The organism is Endozoicomonas sp. ALB115 (genome assembly GCF_049310245.1).
GTDB lineage: Bacteria > Pseudomonadota > Gammaproteobacteria > Pseudomonadales > Endozoicomonadaceae > Endozoicomonas.
The window spans coordinates 42,287-59,432 of record NZ_JBLYZG010000034.1; the positions used below are offsets into that span (position 1 = coordinate 42,287).

The 17,146-nt window shown below is 47.7% G+C and carries 13 protein-coding genes and 3 pseudogenes; 11 read left to right on the forward strand and 5 right to left on the reverse strand.

Annotated elements, in window-relative coordinates:
• The first annotated feature begins 194 nt into the window (after positions 1-194).
• The 6 genes from ACO6VE_RS15320 to ACO6VE_RS15345 all read left to right on the forward strand — a co-directional run bounded on the left by ACO6VE_RS15320 (position 195) and on the right by ACO6VE_RS15345 (position 6,691).
• A complete protein-coding gene (locus ACO6VE_RS15320; protein WP_422462140.1) occupies positions 195-2,705 on the forward strand; it encodes a CoA transferase in 2,511 nt (836 codons plus the stop codon).
• 129 nt (positions 2,706-2,834) lie between these two features.
• The gene (locus ACO6VE_RS15325) at positions 2,835-2,960 is read left to right on the forward strand and encodes a hypothetical protein (protein ID WP_422462142.1); all 126 of its coding nucleotides are present in this window, start codon (positions 2,835-2,837) and stop codon (positions 2,958-2,960) included.
• Positions 2,961-3,033: 73 nt separating this feature from the next.
• Positions 3,034-3,840, forward strand: a complete 807-nt coding sequence (rsmA, locus tag ACO6VE_RS15330) for a 16S rRNA (adenine(1518)-N(6)/adenine(1519)-N(6))-dimethyltransferase RsmA (RefSeq protein ID WP_422446785.1) — start codon at positions 3,034-3,036, stop codon at positions 3,838-3,840.
• A gap of 17 nt (positions 3,841-3,857) precedes the next feature.
• Positions 3,858-4,661: a symmetrical bis(5'-nucleosyl)-tetraphosphatase gene (locus tag ACO6VE_RS15335; protein WP_422446787.1), complete on the forward strand. Its 804-nt coding sequence runs from the start codon at positions 3,858-3,860 to the stop codon at positions 4,659-4,661.
• Positions 4,662-4,986: 325 nt separating this feature from the next.
• Positions 4,987-6,207: a type II secretion system F family protein gene (locus ACO6VE_RS15340; RefSeq protein ID WP_269673042.1), complete on the forward strand. Its 1,221-nt coding sequence runs from the start codon at positions 4,987-4,989 to the stop codon at positions 6,205-6,207.
• Positions 6,208-6,391: 184 nt separating this feature from the next.
• Positions 6,392-6,691, forward strand: a complete 300-nt coding sequence (locus ACO6VE_RS15345; protein WP_422446789.1) for a hypothetical protein — start codon at positions 6,392-6,394, stop codon at positions 6,689-6,691.
• Positions 6,692-6,851: 160 nt separating this feature from the next.
• Here ACO6VE_RS15345 and ACO6VE_RS15350 read toward each other — a convergent pair.
• The 3 genes and pseudogenes from ACO6VE_RS15350 to tnpA form a co-directional block, all read right to left on the reverse strand.
• Positions 6,852-8,130 (reverse strand): annotated as a pseudogene (locus tag ACO6VE_RS15350) (IS66 family transposase).
• 33 nt (positions 8,131-8,163) lie between these two features.
• Positions 8,164-8,214 (reverse strand): annotated as a pseudogene (locus ACO6VE_RS15355) (hypothetical protein); the annotation flags it as partial.
• An 86-nt stretch (positions 8,215-8,300) separates the two neighbouring features.
• The gene (tnpA, locus tag ACO6VE_RS15360) at positions 8,301-8,642 is read right to left on the reverse strand and encodes an IS66 family insertion sequence element accessory protein TnpA (protein ID WP_422446791.1); all 342 of its coding nucleotides are present in this window, start codon (positions 8,640-8,642) and stop codon (positions 8,301-8,303) included.
• A gap of 205 nt (positions 8,643-8,847) precedes the next feature.
• On the opposite strand from tnpA, the gene ACO6VE_RS15365 reads away from it, so the two are divergent.
• Positions 8,848-9,678, forward strand: a complete 831-nt coding sequence (locus ACO6VE_RS15365; RefSeq protein WP_422462144.1) for an ion transporter — start codon at positions 8,848-8,850, stop codon at positions 9,676-9,678.
• Between the two features lie 215 nt (positions 9,679-9,893).
• On the opposite strand, the pseudogene ACO6VE_RS15370 reads toward ACO6VE_RS15365, so the two are convergent.
• A pseudogene (locus ACO6VE_RS15370) lies at positions 9,894-11,599 on the reverse strand (IS3 family transposase).
• Positions 11,600-11,735: 136 nt separating this feature from the next.
• Between ACO6VE_RS15370 and ACO6VE_RS15375 the strand changes: the two are divergent.
• Genes ACO6VE_RS15375 through ACO6VE_RS15390 form a run of 4 tightly spaced genes read left to right on the forward strand, consistent with a single transcriptional unit; the run spans position 11,736 to position 16,791 of the window.
• Positions 11,736-13,592 carry a hypothetical protein gene (locus ACO6VE_RS15375; RefSeq protein ID WP_422462146.1) on the forward strand — a complete coding sequence of 619 codons (1,857 nt, stop codon included), beginning with the start codon at positions 11,736-11,738 and terminating at the stop codon, positions 13,590-13,592.
• Between the two features lie 50 nt (positions 13,593-13,642).
• On the forward strand, positions 13,643-14,047 hold the full coding sequence (locus ACO6VE_RS15380) for a TerB family tellurite resistance protein (RefSeq protein WP_422446805.1): 405 nt from the start codon (positions 13,643-13,645) through the stop codon (positions 14,045-14,047).
• Between the two features lie 2 nt (positions 14,048-14,049).
• Positions 14,050-14,964, forward strand: coding sequence for a hypothetical protein (locus ACO6VE_RS15385; RefSeq protein ID WP_422462148.1), 915 nt, complete (start codon positions 14,050-14,052; stop codon positions 14,962-14,964).
• A gap of 18 nt (positions 14,965-14,982) precedes the next feature.
• Positions 14,983-16,791 carry a hypothetical protein gene (locus ACO6VE_RS15390; protein WP_422446809.1) on the forward strand — a complete coding sequence of 603 codons (1,809 nt, stop codon included), beginning with the start codon at positions 14,983-14,985 and terminating at the stop codon, positions 16,789-16,791.
• 156 nt (positions 16,792-16,947) lie between these two features.
• Here ACO6VE_RS15390 and ACO6VE_RS15395 read toward each other — a convergent pair.
• A partial coding sequence (locus ACO6VE_RS15395; protein WP_422462150.1) for a hypothetical protein occupies positions 16,948-17,146 on the reverse strand: 199 nt, incomplete at its 5' end.

Consider the following 17,146-nt stretch of genomic DNA (forward strand, 5'->3'; position numbering starts at 1 on the left):
TAAAATAGACACCTGAGACCAAATTATTTTTATAACAAACCCTTTTCCAGCAATAAAAAAAATCAGGTCTCAGGGGTATTTTTTTTTGCTGGTCGATCGGGCAATCCATTCATAACATTTTCCTTGCATAAACGCGTGCAATGAACGCACCGTATTTTAATAAAGCTCTGCCTCTTTATTAGCAGGATTACCAGATGCACAATAAGAATAAATTGCCATTGAATGGTGTCAGGGTTGTTGATTTTGGCCAGCAGATTGCCGGTCCGGCTGTTGCCATGGCGCTGGCCGATCTGGGAGCAACCGTTGTCCATATTGATCCACCCGAAGGTCCTCAATGGGACCATCCCGCCAATGCCGTTCTAAATAGAAACAAACTCTGCCTGAAGCTTGATCTTAAAACTGAGTCTGGCTTGCTCCAGGCACTGTCATTGATTGAAAAAGCCGATATCGTCATCGAGAGCTTCAGACCCGACGTAATGAAACGTCTGGGCATCGATTTTCAGCAATTGAGAGAATCACGCCCCGACCTTATCTCATTGTCGATTCCCGGCTTTGCCAGTAATGACCAGTTGAGAAGGGAGTGGAAAGCCACTGAAGCGGTTGTTGCTGCTACTGCTGGTGCCTTCACGGACATGGGATTCAACCGAATTTTGATGGGTTTGAACCCAAGTTTTTCCCCTCTGCCTCTGGCCTCTTCCTACGCCACATCCCTGGCAGCCAGCTCAGTGGTTCTGGCGCTCACCGCACGTGAGAAAACCGGTAGAGGTGATCACATTGAAGTCCCTATTGTTGCCGCAATGATGGAGGGCCTCTCCTATAATTCTTACGTTGTCGAAGGATTGCCAGAGCGCTACAAAACCATGCGTGAGCATGAGATCGAGCATCGCAAGAGCAACAACATTCCCATGGCTCTCAGCTATGATGCGCTTCAGGAGTACCTGGACCCCTTCTACCGAACCTATGAATGCGCCGATGGCCGTATGTTCTACTGCGTATGCCCATCCCACCGTAATCATGCCCGCCGCTGCCTGGAGGCTCTGGGTATTTATGACGAGCTGCTGGCTGAGGGACTGCCAGACGTTAAAGATCTGCACCAGCCCATTAAGGAGTGGGATGGTGAAACGTCCATAGGCGTCTATCCATTACCGAAGAAATGGGCTGACATCATTGCAGCCAAAATGAAGAAAGTATTCCTGACCAAAACCTCACAAGAATGGGGAGAGATTTTCGGTGAAGGACAGATTCCAGGCGCTCCTCACAGAACAACCCGGGAGTGGGTGAATGATGAGCACACCAACCAGTCTGGCCTGATCGTTGAGGTTAATGACCCCGTTTATGGTCTGATGAAACAACCTGGCCCCATTGCCTGGCTGGAAGAGTTTGCCGGACAAATGATTACTCCCGCTCCGCGCAAGAATGTCAGCTATGAAGAGGCCCTCTTTGCGCTGAATACAGTCACGGACGAAGATGACCAGAACCGGTTTGCCGCTCGCCGCCAGCAGAAAGCCCCCGCGCACTGGCTGGACGGACTGCGAATTCTTGATCTGACCAATGTTATTGCCGGCCCACACTCTACCGCCTTTATGGCACGCTTTGGTGCCGAAGTGATTAAGCTGGATCCGGTCACCCCTCTTTATGATCCTCTGATTGGTACCCTGTTTACCTTCCAGACCGGCGTTGGTAAACGCAGCGCGCTGGTCAACATCCTGTCTGAAGAAGGACGAGAGGTATTCAACAGATTGGTCAAGTCAGTGGATATAGTGGTTATCAATGCGCCTGAACGCCAGATGAAGCCTCTGGGTCTGGACCACGAATCACTGCAAGCCATTAACCCGGGCGTTCTCTTCTGCCGCCTGGATTGCCTGGGCGGTCCTTTGCCCGGTCCAAAAACCAATTACATTGGTTATGACGACATCATTCAGGCCAACAGTGGCATCATGAGTCGCTTTGGTGGCTCACAGACACCGGAAGAACACGCCCACCTCGGCACACTGGACGTCAACTGCGGTTTCTCCGGCGGACTGGCTATGGCGGTTGCTCTCTACCACCGCCAGAAAACAGGTCAGCCTACCCGGGCAAGAACGTCATTGTCTGCGGTAACCAATCTGGCACAGATTCCCTTTGCCTTTGACTACCAGGGAAGAGTTCCGTTTAATGAGCCTTCAGGTCGACAGGCTCTGGGTTATAACGCGCTGTCTCACTTCTATGAAACACAGGAGGGATGGATTTATCTGGACAGCAATGACTCCGAGCTGGGCAGACTGGGTCAGGTAGAAGGTCTCGGAGGTATAGTGACTGCTGACAATCTCTCAGACTACCTGACAGAAGCCTTTAAAAGGGCTCCAGCCGTTTACTGGAAGTCCGCGTTGGACAAGGTAGATGTCGCTTCGGCCATTCCACAGGCTATTGAACATCTCAGAGAGCAATACAGCCGTGTTGCCGATGGTAAAGCAGGTACCGGCCTGGGCAGCTTTGCCTTCTCGATCTATCCTGAGCATCCCAGCGGCCACCAGATCACACAGATCGACCATTATTCCATTCGACCCACAGAGTCAACTATCGTAGCCGCCACGCCTACTGAAAGGTTTGGTCATTCAACCAGGGAAGTGTTAGCTGAAATGGGTTATGACAGTGAGTCTATTCAATCAATGATTGAGCGTGGAATTGCAGGTACTGGCTGGGGCAAGGAGTTCCTTCCCAGCTGATAATCAGGTGGCAGCCATAACCTGCCACCTTCTTCCATAAGGGTACTACATTTGGTGATAGCGCTTCGGCAAGTAAAGGTTCTGTATAATGCGAGTTCCCTGAGGATTACTTGATGATCTGAAGTGAGCATGGCAACCATCTCGAATTTCGCCGTTGGGGATGAGGCATTCTTCGGGGAACTACTGGCTGCCGGTGAATCTATTGTCGGAAAGTCTCGCGAAAACAGCAGTCGGGCGTTATTATTGCCAGTTTGACCGATATCCATGCAATCTATTTTTCATGGCTGATGGTCATCGACTGTTTCTCCCCAGATGAGCAATACTCCTCATGCCCCAGACAGACGTTCCTTACCATAAGGCCCGCAAACGTTTCGGCCAGAACTTTCTTCACGATCATGGCGTTATCGGTGAGATCGTTGCGTCGATCAACCCGAAACATGGCGAGCATCTGGTTGAGATTGGTCCCGGCCAGGGAGCCCTGACCGCCGACGTGCTTGAGCGTGCCGGTGGACTGGACGTGGTAGAGCTGGACAGGGACCTGATTCCTACTCTGCTCCTGCGCTTTGGCCTGAACCCGAACTTTCATATTCACGAAGCCGATGCTCTGAAGTTCGATTTTGCCAGCCTGACAACCGATGACCGGCCACTGCGCATCATCGGTAACCTGCCCTATAACATTTCAACCCCGTTAATCTTTCACCTGTTAAGCTTTGCAAGCATGATTCAGGATATGCACTTCATGCTGCAAAAAGAAGTGGTTCAGCGCCTGGCTGCCGCACCGGGGGAAAAACACTATGGCCGCCTGGGTATCATGGCGCAGTATTACTGCAAGGTCGATTACCTGTTTACGGTAGGGCCCGGAGCATTCAAGCCTGCGCCCAAAGTCGACTCAGCCATCGTGCGAATGACTCCGTATCATGAGCTACCTCATCCCTGTAAAGACATTCTGAAACTGGAACAGGTTGTTCGGGATGCTTTCAGCCAGCGGCGTAAAACCATCCGTAATACACTCAAGCAGCATCTCAAGGCAGAAGAGCTTGAAACACTGGCCATGGATCCTGCCGCCCGGCCAGAAGTACTGAGCCTTGCCGATTTTGTTCGAATAGCCGACTACTTGACTGATAGACAACATTAACAGCCCGGGAACAGCCAATGACCACCTACGCAGTCGGGGACATCCAGGGTTGTTATGACCCTCTGCGACAACTGTTGGATAAACTCAAGTTTGACCCTGACCACGATGTCCTCTGGGTTGCTGGTGATATGGTCAATCGCGGCCCAGAATCTCTGGCAACACTGCGCTACCTGAAAAGTCTTGGCAATAGCTGTATCGCCGTTCTCGGGAATCACGATCTGCACCTTCTGGCCGTGGCCTGTGGCATTCGCAAGCAGAAAAGCAAAGACACCCTGACTGAAGTGCTGGAAGCCCCTGATGCTGATGAGTTGCTCCAGTGGCTACGCTTTCGCCCAATGCTGCACCATGACGACCAGAGAAAGATCACCATGGTGCATGCCGGTATTCCTCCTGTCTGGACTATTGACCAGGCTATCGAACAAGCCCGGGAACTGGAGCAGGCTCTACGCTCTGAAGACCATGTCAAATGGCTTAAAAAGATCTTCAAAAACACCAAACCTCAGCCATGGGATGATGAGCTTAAGCTGAAGAAAAGGCTACGGCTTACCGCAGCCTACTTTACCCAGATGCGTTTCTGCAATGACCATGGCGTGCTGGACCTGGAAAGCAAAGGGTCTGTCCCGAAAAACGGTTATGCGCCCTGGTTCAGCTTTTCCGGGAGCCCCTGCTTTCGAGAGCAGATCATTTTTGGTCACTGGGCAGCGCTGGAAGGGGTCAGTGGTCATGATAATATCCACGCCCTGGACACTGGCTGCGTCTGGGGTAAAAGCCTGACTGCGATCAATGTGGACGGTTTCCAGCGAACCGAAGTTTTCAATTAAAAACACACGACAGATCAGGCTCTGTTGACCAAGGGTAACAGGTCCGTTGGCTCCTGCAGCCTACTTCCACAAGGTGGACCGGGGATCTAATCAAACCGGCTCACCGCAGCCTGAAGGCGGCTATAAAAGCCAGACTGCACATCCCGCTGAACGTGCAGTGAAACCTCAGCAGGCCCTAATGACCCACTGTATTTGACCGAAACAAACAGTAATCAGCTCTCAATTTCAGAGGATTATCTGTTTTTATGAACGCCCTGATATAAACTGGGCGAAAGTAAACTTATAATCTGCTCATCAAGAAGAACAGCTATGGATCGCGCATACAATGGCCGCAAAACCAACCAAAACAGCCACCTTTGTCTGGCAGGGCAAAGATAAAGCCGGCAAAAAGATCAAAGGGGAAATGCAAAGTGCCAGTGCTGCGCTGGTCAAGGCTGAGCTTAGAAAACAGGGCATCCTGGCGACCAAAGTCTCTAAAAAAAGCCTCTCCCTGAGCCTTGGCGGTGGGGGCAAAGTCAAGCCCATGGACATAGCCCTGTTCACCCGCCAGATGGCAACCATGATGAAGGCAGGGGTACCACTGCTTCAGGCCTTTGACATTACCTCTGGCGGTATCGAGAAAGAGGCCATGAGAAATCTGGTTGGCAAGATCAAGAATGAAGTAGCCTCTGGCAGTACTTTTGCCGACTCCCTCAGACAACACCCGGATTATTTTGACGACCTGTACTGCAATCTCGTTGCCTCTGGTGAACAGTCCGGAGCACTTGAGACATTGCTGGATCGAATCGCTACCTACAAAGAAAAAACCGAAGCCCTCAAGGCAAAAATCAAGAAAGCGATGAACTATCCAATTGCCGTAGTGCTTATTGCTATGATCGTTACCGTCATCCTTCTGGTGAAGGTAGTCCCTCAATTTGAAGAGGTTTTTCAGGGCTTCGGTGCTGAGCTACCCGCCTTTACCCAGGTTGTCATCAACATATCAGAGGTTGTCCAGGAATATTGGCATATCGTCCTCGGCGCTTTGGTCGCTGGCGGCTTCCTGATATCACGGACACTGAAGTCATCCAAGGCAGCCAGAGACGGTCTGGATCGCCTGATGCTGAAGCTGCCGATTATTGGTGAAATTCTGGATAAATCCGCCGTTGCCCGTTTTGGCCGAACCCTGTCAACCACCTTTGCCGCCGGGGTTCCCCTGGTCGATGCGCTCGACTCGGTCGCCGGTGCTGCTGGCAATGTCGTTTATGCCAATGCGGCAAGAAAAATTAAAGAAGATGTATCCACCGGTCAGCAGCTACAGTTTGCCATGAAAAGCACCGGAATATTCCCGCCTATGGCGATACAAATGGTCTCTATCGGTGAGGAGTCAGGCTCTCTGGATGAGATGCTTGATAAAGTCGCCACCTTCTATGAAGAAGAAGTGGATAATATGGTTGATGGCATGACCAGCCTTATGGAACCCATCATCATGTCGGTGCTGGGTGTACTGGTCGGTGGCTTGATTGTGGCAATGTATCTGCCAATCTTCCAGTTGGGGTCTGTTGTTTAACGAACCTCCTGTAGAAATGTATTAAAAGTGTCGACACAGGTGCAAAAATGTCGACACCAAATTTAAATTGTCGACAAACCTTAGATCTAAACTATATTTCTCACTGTCCAATCAAGCCTGTGGTTGACAGTGAGGTAGTGATGCAAACTAAGAGAAGTAAGGTTACAGAGAAAGACGTTGAGAGGTGGACAAACAAGTGGTTGAAACTTCAGAAGAGGGAGTCTGTAAACCTTGGCTTGAAGTAAGAGAAGTACCCTCCAAAGGAAGGTCCAGAAAGGTCAAAGGCATTAAAATGGCTCACACTCACCACTTTTTATCTGATCTTGAGTACCATACCTACCTCCTGCTGGAATTTGAACCTGCTGTAATTAGAATCTACGATCAGTTCCCTTTATTGCCTCGAGAGGATTCAATCATAATTGCCAATGAAATGGGCATAATAAATCCTGTCTACCGTGATTCGCTCCTTACAGCTTTTGGCTGATATTAGAGATTTTTGGTCAAATCTACTCAAGATACCTGATTTTCAAAACCTTCACCTGAATGGACGAACACATAATTTCGTTCGCGATGTTTGAGAGGGACATCGAAAAGAACGTAAGCGCCAATAAAACCATCGTCATAGCCAGCCCAAACTTTACGACTTATCCTTTAGATGCTTTCACTGCCCAAGGCAGAAGCTGCTCCAGTTTCTCAACCGTGTCGGCATAAGGCAGTTCTTTCAAAATGTGACTCAGGTATTCGAACGGTTCCAGTCCATTGGCCTTCGCCTTTCAATCAGGCTGTAGTAGGTTGCACTCGCTTTGGCACCTTTCGGGGTATCAGCAAAGAGCCAGTTACGCCTACCCACAGTGAAGGGGCGGATAGCGTTCTCAGCTGCCGCGTTGCTAATGTTGAGGTGTCCGTCTTCACAGTAAACCACCAGTTTTGACCACTGGTTCAGGGCATAGCTCATGGCCTTATGGGTAAGACTATCCGGTATCAGCCGGGTGACGTTTTTCTGTAGCCACTGAACCCTTCAAACAGGCGCAGGGGAACCTCCTTGCTTCGGGAAGGATCATATTCAAACAACACGGCGGTTTGTCCCGGTGGCCCACCCAGTGTGACCCACATGTATTTGTCCGATGTTATTGCCTTGCTGGGTTCTTTAAGCACCTGTATCCGGGTTTCGTCAGCATTAATCACTCGTCCTGTTCGCTGATGGTCGTACATCAGGTTGATCAGTCCCTGAAGTTGCCGGGACAGACGCATCAACCAGTTAGCCATAGTCGTGCGGGTGACCGAACCACCGTAGCGGGCGAGGATTTTTTCCTGCCGGTACAGAGGCAGGGCATCACAGAACTTGGCAACAATGATGTAGGCCAGCATGCAGGTTGTCACTGCTGACTTGGGAATAGGATGCCTGGGCAACTCAGCGGCTTTGATGATTCGTCTTTCTGGTTGATTGTCGTCTTGCGACTCCAAAAATACCGCCTTCTCCTGAAGGATCTCTTTTACTCTCACCTTGGCAGGGATGATATCCAGCTCTTCCCGGACTTTGCTGAAGAAGGTGTCGATAGCCCCTTCTTTCTCTTCAGGACTCAGTTCTATTTTTTCCTGGAAGCGAGGCAGGGAAGGCGACAGTGGTCTACGGCCTTGAGACTTTTTATGTTTCTTTTCTGTCTCCGAAGCCTCATTCTGGACCTCTTCACCACAATCAACCAACTCTGCTTCATCAAAGATTTCCCCCTGCAGGCTGCTCTTTTCAGAGCTACGACCATAAAGGCGGGCTCGCTCAAGTCGTAAATACTCTTCCAACAGGGCGATACGCTTTTTTTGCTCAGCGATGACACAGGATTTTTTCTCAATGACATCCGCCTGCTGATCAATGACCTTTATCAAGGCTTCAAGATCAGTAGTATTTTCCCAGAATAAGCATTTGATTTTATTTCGCTGCCGGTTTGTGAAAACATACAGCTCGCTGCTGAAAGGGTTATGGCCAAGCTCCTGCTCAATCAGAACGGCCAGCCCCTTGGAAGATTTCCGGAAATCGACCGGGTCTCAATGCAGGTAGACTCTGGGAAGGGTCACTGGAGGACGCATAACCGGCAGACTCATTGGAGCAGCCCTATGAGTTGTTGTGCTAACTTCAGATTGGTCTGGTCAAAGCCTGTGACCGTTAACCCACTGGGCAGTGTGACGCTGAGCGATGAAAGAGCGGTGCCTGCGACTTCAGCCTGGGAGACAGGAATGACTTGTACAAAGGCAGAAGGCTTATCCTCTTTATGTGTTGTGGTGGTAACGGGCAAAGAAGCTTCATCCAGTTTTTTTCTCCAGTACCAAAACTGGTTTGGTCTGAGGTTGTGCTGCTTACACCAGGTGCTCTGGCTTAATCCGGAATCACGCAAGGATTGAACGCGTTGTTGCCACTTCTCTCTGAGGGAGTGTGTAGACATGCTTGCCTCCTTGTAGACTGGAGGCTTATGATTTCGTAGTGGAGATTAAAGTGGTAGGGCGTGGGTTTTGAATGCACTTACGCCATATCAGTTGTGATGTCATCACGACTGTTTGGTGTCGGCAAAGGGTGATATCCTCCTCAAAAGTCCAGAATTGTTAATGGCTACACCTGACTTAAGTTTGTAATTCCCAAGCCGAGACAACATGCCGAGTAGTACCAACATCAAGTCACAACCCAAGGGTTTCATTGAATCCTTCCTGGAAAGGCTCTTTCTGAACGAGAAGGTCACCGCCCTGGTCATCTTTTTGGCTGTCATAATGGCGTTTACTAATGATGCCCTAAGCCATCATAGTATTTATACTTTCAACTGGGTTTTAACTCTCTACTTCCTAATTGAAGCATTCGTGAAAATTAACGCTTATTCATGGCGTGGTTACATCCATTCGAGAAAAAACCGGTTTGACTTCTCAATCCTCACAGGAAGTTTATTCCTACTGCTTTTTCCGGCTTTGCAAACGTCTGGCGTGGCCTTTCTTCGGATATTCCGGATTCTTGCTCTACTACGAATACTGCGTCTGCTGCCAAATACAGAGCATATCCTTCGCGGGTTAGCAAGAGCCATAGTTGCGTCCAAAGCTATCCTGATCCTACTGGCTATCATGCTGGTTTTTTTCTCAATGCTTGGATATGCACTATTTTCAAACTATCTGCCTGAGTTCTTTGGCAACCCCCTAACCGCGATGAATACAATCTTCCAAATATTCACCATTGAGAACTGGGGCGCTGCGCCAGAAGCAGCCAAATCATTGGGGAGCGATAGTCTTTATTATGCGATTAACATGTTTGTCATCAGCGTTCTGATTCTAGGTGGATTTGTTGCTCTCTCTCTTGCCAATGCTGTTTTTGTAGATGAAATGGTCAGCGACAATAATAACGACATCAAAAAAGAGTTAATGGAACTTAGAGCTGAAAACAGGGAAATAAAGAGACTTCTGCATCAAATTGTAAGTAATAACAATAAAAAATCTCGGTGAGTCGCAAGCCTAATACATGTTTTTGTCAGCTGACTTTCATTACTTGCCATAGTTATTATTAATCCTGCTCAGTGCTAAATCCGGGCAGGATGCGCTTGTTGTGCATTATTGTCCATGGGACTAACTGCTAACAACTTACAGACTATCAAGTTCTCGACTTAGGTCACCCCTGCCTGGAACGCTGCGGTGTTTGTCAACATAGTTGTTGCCTTAACTCACGCAGCCTGACTTAGCTGCCCGACAGCAGATCGGTCAGTATTCAGCCAGACTTCATCAGTCAGGTTCCAGTTCCGGGTTGCTCTTTTGCCCCATCTCTCAGGATGACGCAGCTTAGCCAACTGATATACCTTTTTCCGGTTATCCATCAGCTCTTTGGTTTCCCCTCGATGCCTTTGAGCCTGCGTAAGGAATTTGATTCCGCTGTGCCTGTGCTCTTCGTTATACCACTGGGCAAAGCCATGCACTCAGTTGCGAGCCGCCTCAAGCTCAGCAAACGATTTGCATGGATAACCTGGCCTATACTTCAGAGTTCTGAAAATGGCTTCAGCAAACGGATTGTCATCACTAACCCTTGGACTCCTGAATGAGCTGACCACGCCCAGCCTCTGCAGTGTGGACAACATAGTGCCACCTTTCATAGCGCTGCCATTGTCTGAATGTAAGACCAATGTCCTCTCCAAAGCTGCTATTCCGTGGCGAATACAGGCTTTGGTAATCATCTGCGAGGCATGTTCAGCAGACTCATTCTCATGGATTTCCCAAGCCACTATCATACGGCTGTATATGTCTATCACCAGATAGAGATAGTAAAACTGGCCACGCACAGGAGAGCGCAAGAAAGGTAATGTCCCACGACCAGACCTGATTTGGCCCGGTAGCACAATACGACGTTGGCTTTCTGTGACTGGGCTTGGCTGCGCGCCCACGGTGGTGTTGTTGACCGTAACTGTTCGCTGAAACCTTATTGACCCTTGATTACCAAGGGCTACAAGCACCTGTACTTAAGTTCAATATGGCTGCAGCCCCTGGTAATCGCGAACATTGGATGGGATCACCAAACAGTTACTGTTGACCTTTCTCGTGCAATACCCGGTAAAACGTCCTTTCAGATCCGATATATTGGTTCTCATCGGCTAATACCGGGACGATCTGACTGGGGTGCCAGGCTTTTAAAGCGATCACTATTACAGGTATCAATAATCGCCTGTCGCTCCTCCACCGACAGTTTGTTAGCGGGAGCAGGCCGGTTGGCATTTTTGCAGTTATCTGCCTGAACAGCATCCTCCCGGGTCCAACGTTGTACGGTTCTTTCTGAAAGGCCAAGAGCCTCGCAAGCTTTCGACTGGCGTGCACCAGCTTTCACGGCCTGTGTGATCAGGTTGAATGCAATTTGGCGATCCGGGAGAGGGGTTAATCGTCCTCTGGTTCCCCCCAGATCTCTCGGGCCTTTTTTGTGAGTACCAGCAAGGCAGCAGTTTCTGCTAATGCCTTGTTCTTGCGCTTGAGTTCGGGTTCGAGTTTCCTCATGGTTTGCTTGTCTTTTTTCTGCTCAACCGTCAAGGCCTTACGTTGTTCTGATGGTCTGACAGATTTGGGCGACACACCGCTAATAAAGGCTCGTTTCCACTGTTCAATTTGTTCAGCAAAAAGGCCTTTTCTTACAACAATATTCAGCCATTTCTGCTTCATTTAAGGCCGCTGTTTCAATGATTACGGCTAATTGGTTTTCAGGTGTCCACTGATCTGGATTTTTTCCATCGCCTGGCACAGGTATTCCTTGAGATAAAGCTTTCTTTCACCAAGTGTAAAGAGTCACATCAGAGATACCAGTATCACGTACCAACTGAGAAACAGGCACATTATTTGGTGGCATCATCTTCTGAATGATGGACTCTTTGAGCTCTTCTGAATAGCGGGCCATTGATCACTCATTGGCCGCCCCCTGTTTAGGTTTCTAAATTCAGGAGAGGCGACAACTATGCTGACACAGGGGGGCTGGTGTATTACCATGCATTACATTTTTATTGGCATACATTGCCGCACAAAAAGTACACGATATGGAACAGATATTTTTTCAACTCCCCGCTGCCACCCTGTCTTTTTGCTTTCTTAATTTGTGCATTTGTATCTATCTCATTGTACAAAGCAGAGGCCTAAGGGCTCAGCAACTACTACAAAAAGATGAGATTAGTTCACATATATCCTCGTCTATAAGCAGTCTGGCTCTACAAACCACTGAAGCAAATGCATCTCTTAAGAATGCTATTTCTTGTAGTGGGAATGTTGTGGTCGATACCCTCACCCAATTGAATCATGACGCTGACAACCGATTACAGACCATACGGCAATTAATAGAGTCGAAGGGCGAGAAGGTAGAGCGGCAAGTTCAAGCCTTTGAAGAAGCAGTTACATCTCTTGTTTTCAAAGCCCATGAAGATCAGACCCAATTACATAAAAAGCTTGTGAATAGCCTTACTGGTGACATAAGGAACCAATTCACTTCAGTGCATGACGTCATATCCAAGACTGAAGCAAATATTCTGGACTTGGTAAACAAAGCAAATCACTCACAATTGCAGCAATTAGGTATTGTGCAGAAAGCACTTGGTAATGCCCTTGATGTGACCAGTACCAAGATTGGCGAATATCACGCCCAGCTTATTGGTAAGTTTAGGCTTTTGAATGATGCTCAGACTACCAATACTGCGTCCCTGCAGGCAACTTTTAACAAACACTATATCTCACTTGCCCAAACCGTAAACCAGGCTCAAAAACAGCTTACTGAAAAACTGGAGGCTCTGGATGAGAAACAGGCGTGTAATACTGACTCCCTCCAGAGTACCCTTACCGAGCATCGTAATTGTCTCGACAGTATTGTGACTCTGGTACAGGAGAGGATTACAGATCAGCTTGGTAAGCTGGCTGAAAAACAATCCCTTGATGCTGACTCCCTGAAAACAGCTCTGGCCGAATACCATGAATCCATTGATAACACCGTTAACCAGTCACAAACGCAACTGGCCGAACAGCTGGGTCACCTTGCCGATGAAAATCGTAGCCATACGGAATCTTTACAAGAATTCCTTTCCGAACAACAGGCTGCCCTTCATAATGAAGTAAAAGATGTAAGAGTTCGAATTTCAGCGCAACTGGATCAACAGGGCAAAGCTCAAATCAACAAGGCAGAGAGCTTGCATAGCGCTCTGACTGAACACCACACTTCCCTTGATAACGCTGTAAGTCATGCACATACACAACTTGCTGCACATTTAAACAGCTTGGGTAAAGATCAAGCCAGCAGCACTGAATACTTGCAGGATGTATTCGTTGAGAATCAGATTACCCTCAACAATACCGTAACTCAGGCTCATGCCAAAATTACAGATCACTTGGATCATCTGGGTGAGCAGCAGACTGGAGCTACATCATCCCTTCAGACAGTCCTGACTCAATCTCAGAAAACCCTAGAGAACACTGTCAAACTTGCACAAACGCAAATTGAAGAACATCTGGATTCCATGTCCAGTCATCAGGCGGAGAACAATAGCATCTTGTTTGGACAGATTGGCGGGCTGATCCAGAACCTGAAGATAGATAATGCCGTCGAATTAACCAACTCCCTTGCCAACGGGAAAGAATTGACAATTGAAAACGATGATTTTGTTAAGCATCTTGGTGAGTGTAAGGTGTCCAAAATTGAGGACAAGTCTTCCGGTCAGACTACAGAAATCATCTACGAGGACAATAAAAAGGTAGCTTCCCAAACCTTTGCTGACGGAGCCCTGAAGTACAGGATGACATTTGATGACCGTGGCAGAATGGTTAAGGGCGAAGAGTTTGATGATCACGAAAATCTGATTTTCGAGTACCAATACAACAGTGCGGGTGAAGTCGTCAACCGCGTTGAGTTTTGATTTTTACCAAGATACAGAGTCTGTAATAGACAGTTAACAAGGATTTTCGGATGTTTTTGAATATTTTATCCAAAGAAGAGCGCAAGCATTTCCTCAACCTGGCTTTCCACCTCATGCAACTGGATGGGGAGAGCAAACAGGAAGAGCTGTCTATCTATGACGCTTTTGTCCATGAATGTGAACTCACTGGATATCAACCCCTGACCAGTGAAAAGCATATTACCCAATCCATTACCAGGCTTGCAGCTAAAGAGCCTTCTGCAAGAAGGGCTGTCCTTATTGAGCTTTTCGGGATTATGTTCGCCGACCACGAAGCTTGTGACGCCGAGCGTGATTTTATGAACCGGGTAGTTGAAAACTTTGATATGGAAAGCTTTGAAGTTAGTAAAATAGAGCGCTGGGTGTTGGCAATGAACGATATGGTCTCTGAAGGCTATAGAATGGTAGGGGCGTAAGCATGTTTGGGAGAATGTGGAGTAGCATCAAGAGTGCTGCATCAACGGTTGTTAATACTGTAAAAAGTGCTTGCACCAAGGTAAAAGAAACTGCTTCCAAAGTGTGGAATGCGGTTACTGGTAAAGACAAATTCGAAGAAGCTGAACGGCTGCACCAGCAGACAGTTCAACGCTTTGAGGATAAACAACGTCAATACGAAGATGCGGTCGCCCTAAAAAGCCAGGAAATTGAGCGGCAAATCATGGCGATCAATGGTTACAAAAAAGCCATATATAATGAGCAATTCCCACGTTTTATGCGCCTTGGAAATCGTTTGCATAATGTCAGGGTTGCTGGCACTGCTTTTGAAGAGTACTTCGATAACCAGATTCTGGAAATTTCCACACAAACCGGGGTTCGGACAAAGCAGGATCTGTTCAAAATCGACTTCAATAACCTTTCTTTCAAAGAAGTGGCCCTCTCTGTACTGACTTTGGGTTTTTTCTCCCGTAAGAAGGCTAAAGAATCCCTCCAGCAGGTTAAGGATGAAGCGAAACGTATTGACGAAGAAATTGCCAAAATGGATGCCCATTTGGTAAAAATTGACCAAATAATCAGCTCAATCAATAATGTTGCAGAATATTTCGATGGCTTGATTATCAGTTACGCCAGACTGTTGGACCGCTTCGAATACGGTATCAATACGCAGCGCATTGCCCAGCTGAGTGCCTCTCCGGAACTGTTCAGTAGCAAGTTAGATTTTCGCCTGCTACCTGTTACTCACATTGAAGAGTTTCAAGCGCTCTTTAACCTCTCCATTGTTTTGAAGCAGATGTCCAGAATGGGATATCTCTCTCAGACTGGTGAGGTTATTGAACAGGAAACAAGGTCCGCTCAAAAGCTCTACCAAATGACCCAGACCCTCAAGGCTGCTTAAGGAAGGCACGAACTGATTATGTCGAATTATCAACAACCGCAGTTCGATGTTTCAGCCATGACTCGTGCGCTTGCAGAGGCATCCCCTCTGCAGGCAAGCCGGGTGCTGATAGACATGGAACTCTTTGAACAGCGGGACTCATTGACTGTTCTCAATGATATCTATGAAGAGTTTGAGTCAGGCCAGAACATGGTGAATGAACTGGTTCAACCAATTGCTTTTAATCTACTGGATGGAATTATCAGCCACAGGTCTCTCAAACTGGACAGAACAGGACTTTCCGCAAGCCGACTCTGGGAAGAGATACAAACATTCGATTATGACCATCACAGCCGTTCTGTTGCAGAAACTCCGGTCAGTCAGAAGCAGCAGCTAGAGGCTATGCGCACACCAAGAGATTATGATGAAAAAGTACGCAAAACCATGACCAAGCGTACAAACCTGGAGGCGAACAAGGATCGGCACTTCAAGGGAAACAAACAAGCATACAGTTCAATTGAGTTCAACGAAGACGGTAGCCGTATAACTGTTTATCGCAAACAGGCTGTGGCGGAAAATAAAGGCCACAAGAGGAAAGCCGCAGACACCGATCATGTGGTACCAGTAAAACAGATCAACGATAGATATGCTAAAAATGCATTTCTGACAAATCTGGATCTGCAAGCCATTACCGATGGTGACTATAACCTGATTGAGATATCCAATAGTTTTAACCGTGCTAAAGGTGCCAAAAGTTTTGCGGAAATGCGTGCGACCAAGGATGCACTGCAGAAAAAAGCAGACAGTGGCGAACGCTTAAGTCCCAGCGAAAAAAAGCAGCTGAAAAATCTATCTCGCCATAGCAACAAAACCTATGATGCTGCCAAGGAGAAAGAAAAACAAGCAGTGTCAGAAATGCTGACAAATGCACAGCAAAAAGCCATAGAAAATGCAAAGAACGCAAAACTCAATATTTCTTTCAAAGCAGGCAAACAAGTGGGAGAGCAGACAGCTTATCAAGCCATTGGCCACGCAATACTACTCTTCATTAAACCATTACTGTTTGAGATGAATGATGCTATCCGTAACGGGTTTGGTAAAGGCGTAAACAAATCGGATGCTATAGAAGGTTTAAAGTTCCGATTCACTCGCATTATGGCCTATGTAAGACGGGAAATCCTTCCGACATTAGCGCAGTCCTTGAAAGACTTCATAAAGAATTTTTTCAAAGTGTTAGTTCAGGGTGTTCTGGACTTAGTGACAGGGATGTTTCGTAGTGTCATGCGCATTATCTCAGAGGGTTTTTCGGCCTTGGTTGGGGCCTTTAAAATTCTTACCCGTCCCACATCAGAGATGAGTCGAGCCCAGAAAGCTGATGCAATCGTCAAGCTCTTTGCCGCAACAGCGGCCACTTTCGCCGTATTTACTCTGGAAAACACCTTGTTGAAAGGTCCGCTTTCCGCTATGCCTGGGTTTGTCAAGGACATTACTATGACAACCCTGAGTGGAATAGCCTCAACAATAGTTGTTTATCTTCTGAACAAGGCTGACCTTTTTTCAATAAAAGCCGAGTTACGTTCCAAAAGAGTGGAAGAGATATTCAGCCATCGTATTGAACAAATAAAACTCAATACAGATGCCTTTAACGCTGAGAGTATCCAAAAGCTGGCAGAAGACCGATTACGCTTAAAAGCCATTAATGAGCGGATCAATGCGGCTATCAAAGATGATGCCGATGTGAACCCATCTGTTTATGCCTTGGCCGACCACTTCAGGATCAAGCTGGATATACGGGATACCAATGAATTCCTGAACCTACTAAAGAGCTCGGACACATTAGTGATCTGAACAATTGGTGGCGGTACTTTTGCAGACTGGCCGACTCTACAAAGTACCGCTTGCTTGGTTGTCTCTTTATACCAGTTCAGCTCTATGATTACTCCACATCATACTGAAAAAAGAAGCCGGATTGGCATGAGAGGAAATGCTCTGTGAAATTGTTGCCTATGCGGCAGTGCCATAACTAAAAGAGGAGGATTGGGTATTCCGGAAACATTCGGCCACCCATTCCGGTAACATCCGGCCACCCATTCCGGTAACATCCGGCCACCCATTCCGGTAACATCCGGCCACCCTTTTCCAGCCAGCGACGCAGTCTTTTTCAATAACCGTTACCCTCGTTCTTGAGACCCTTTCAAGGATG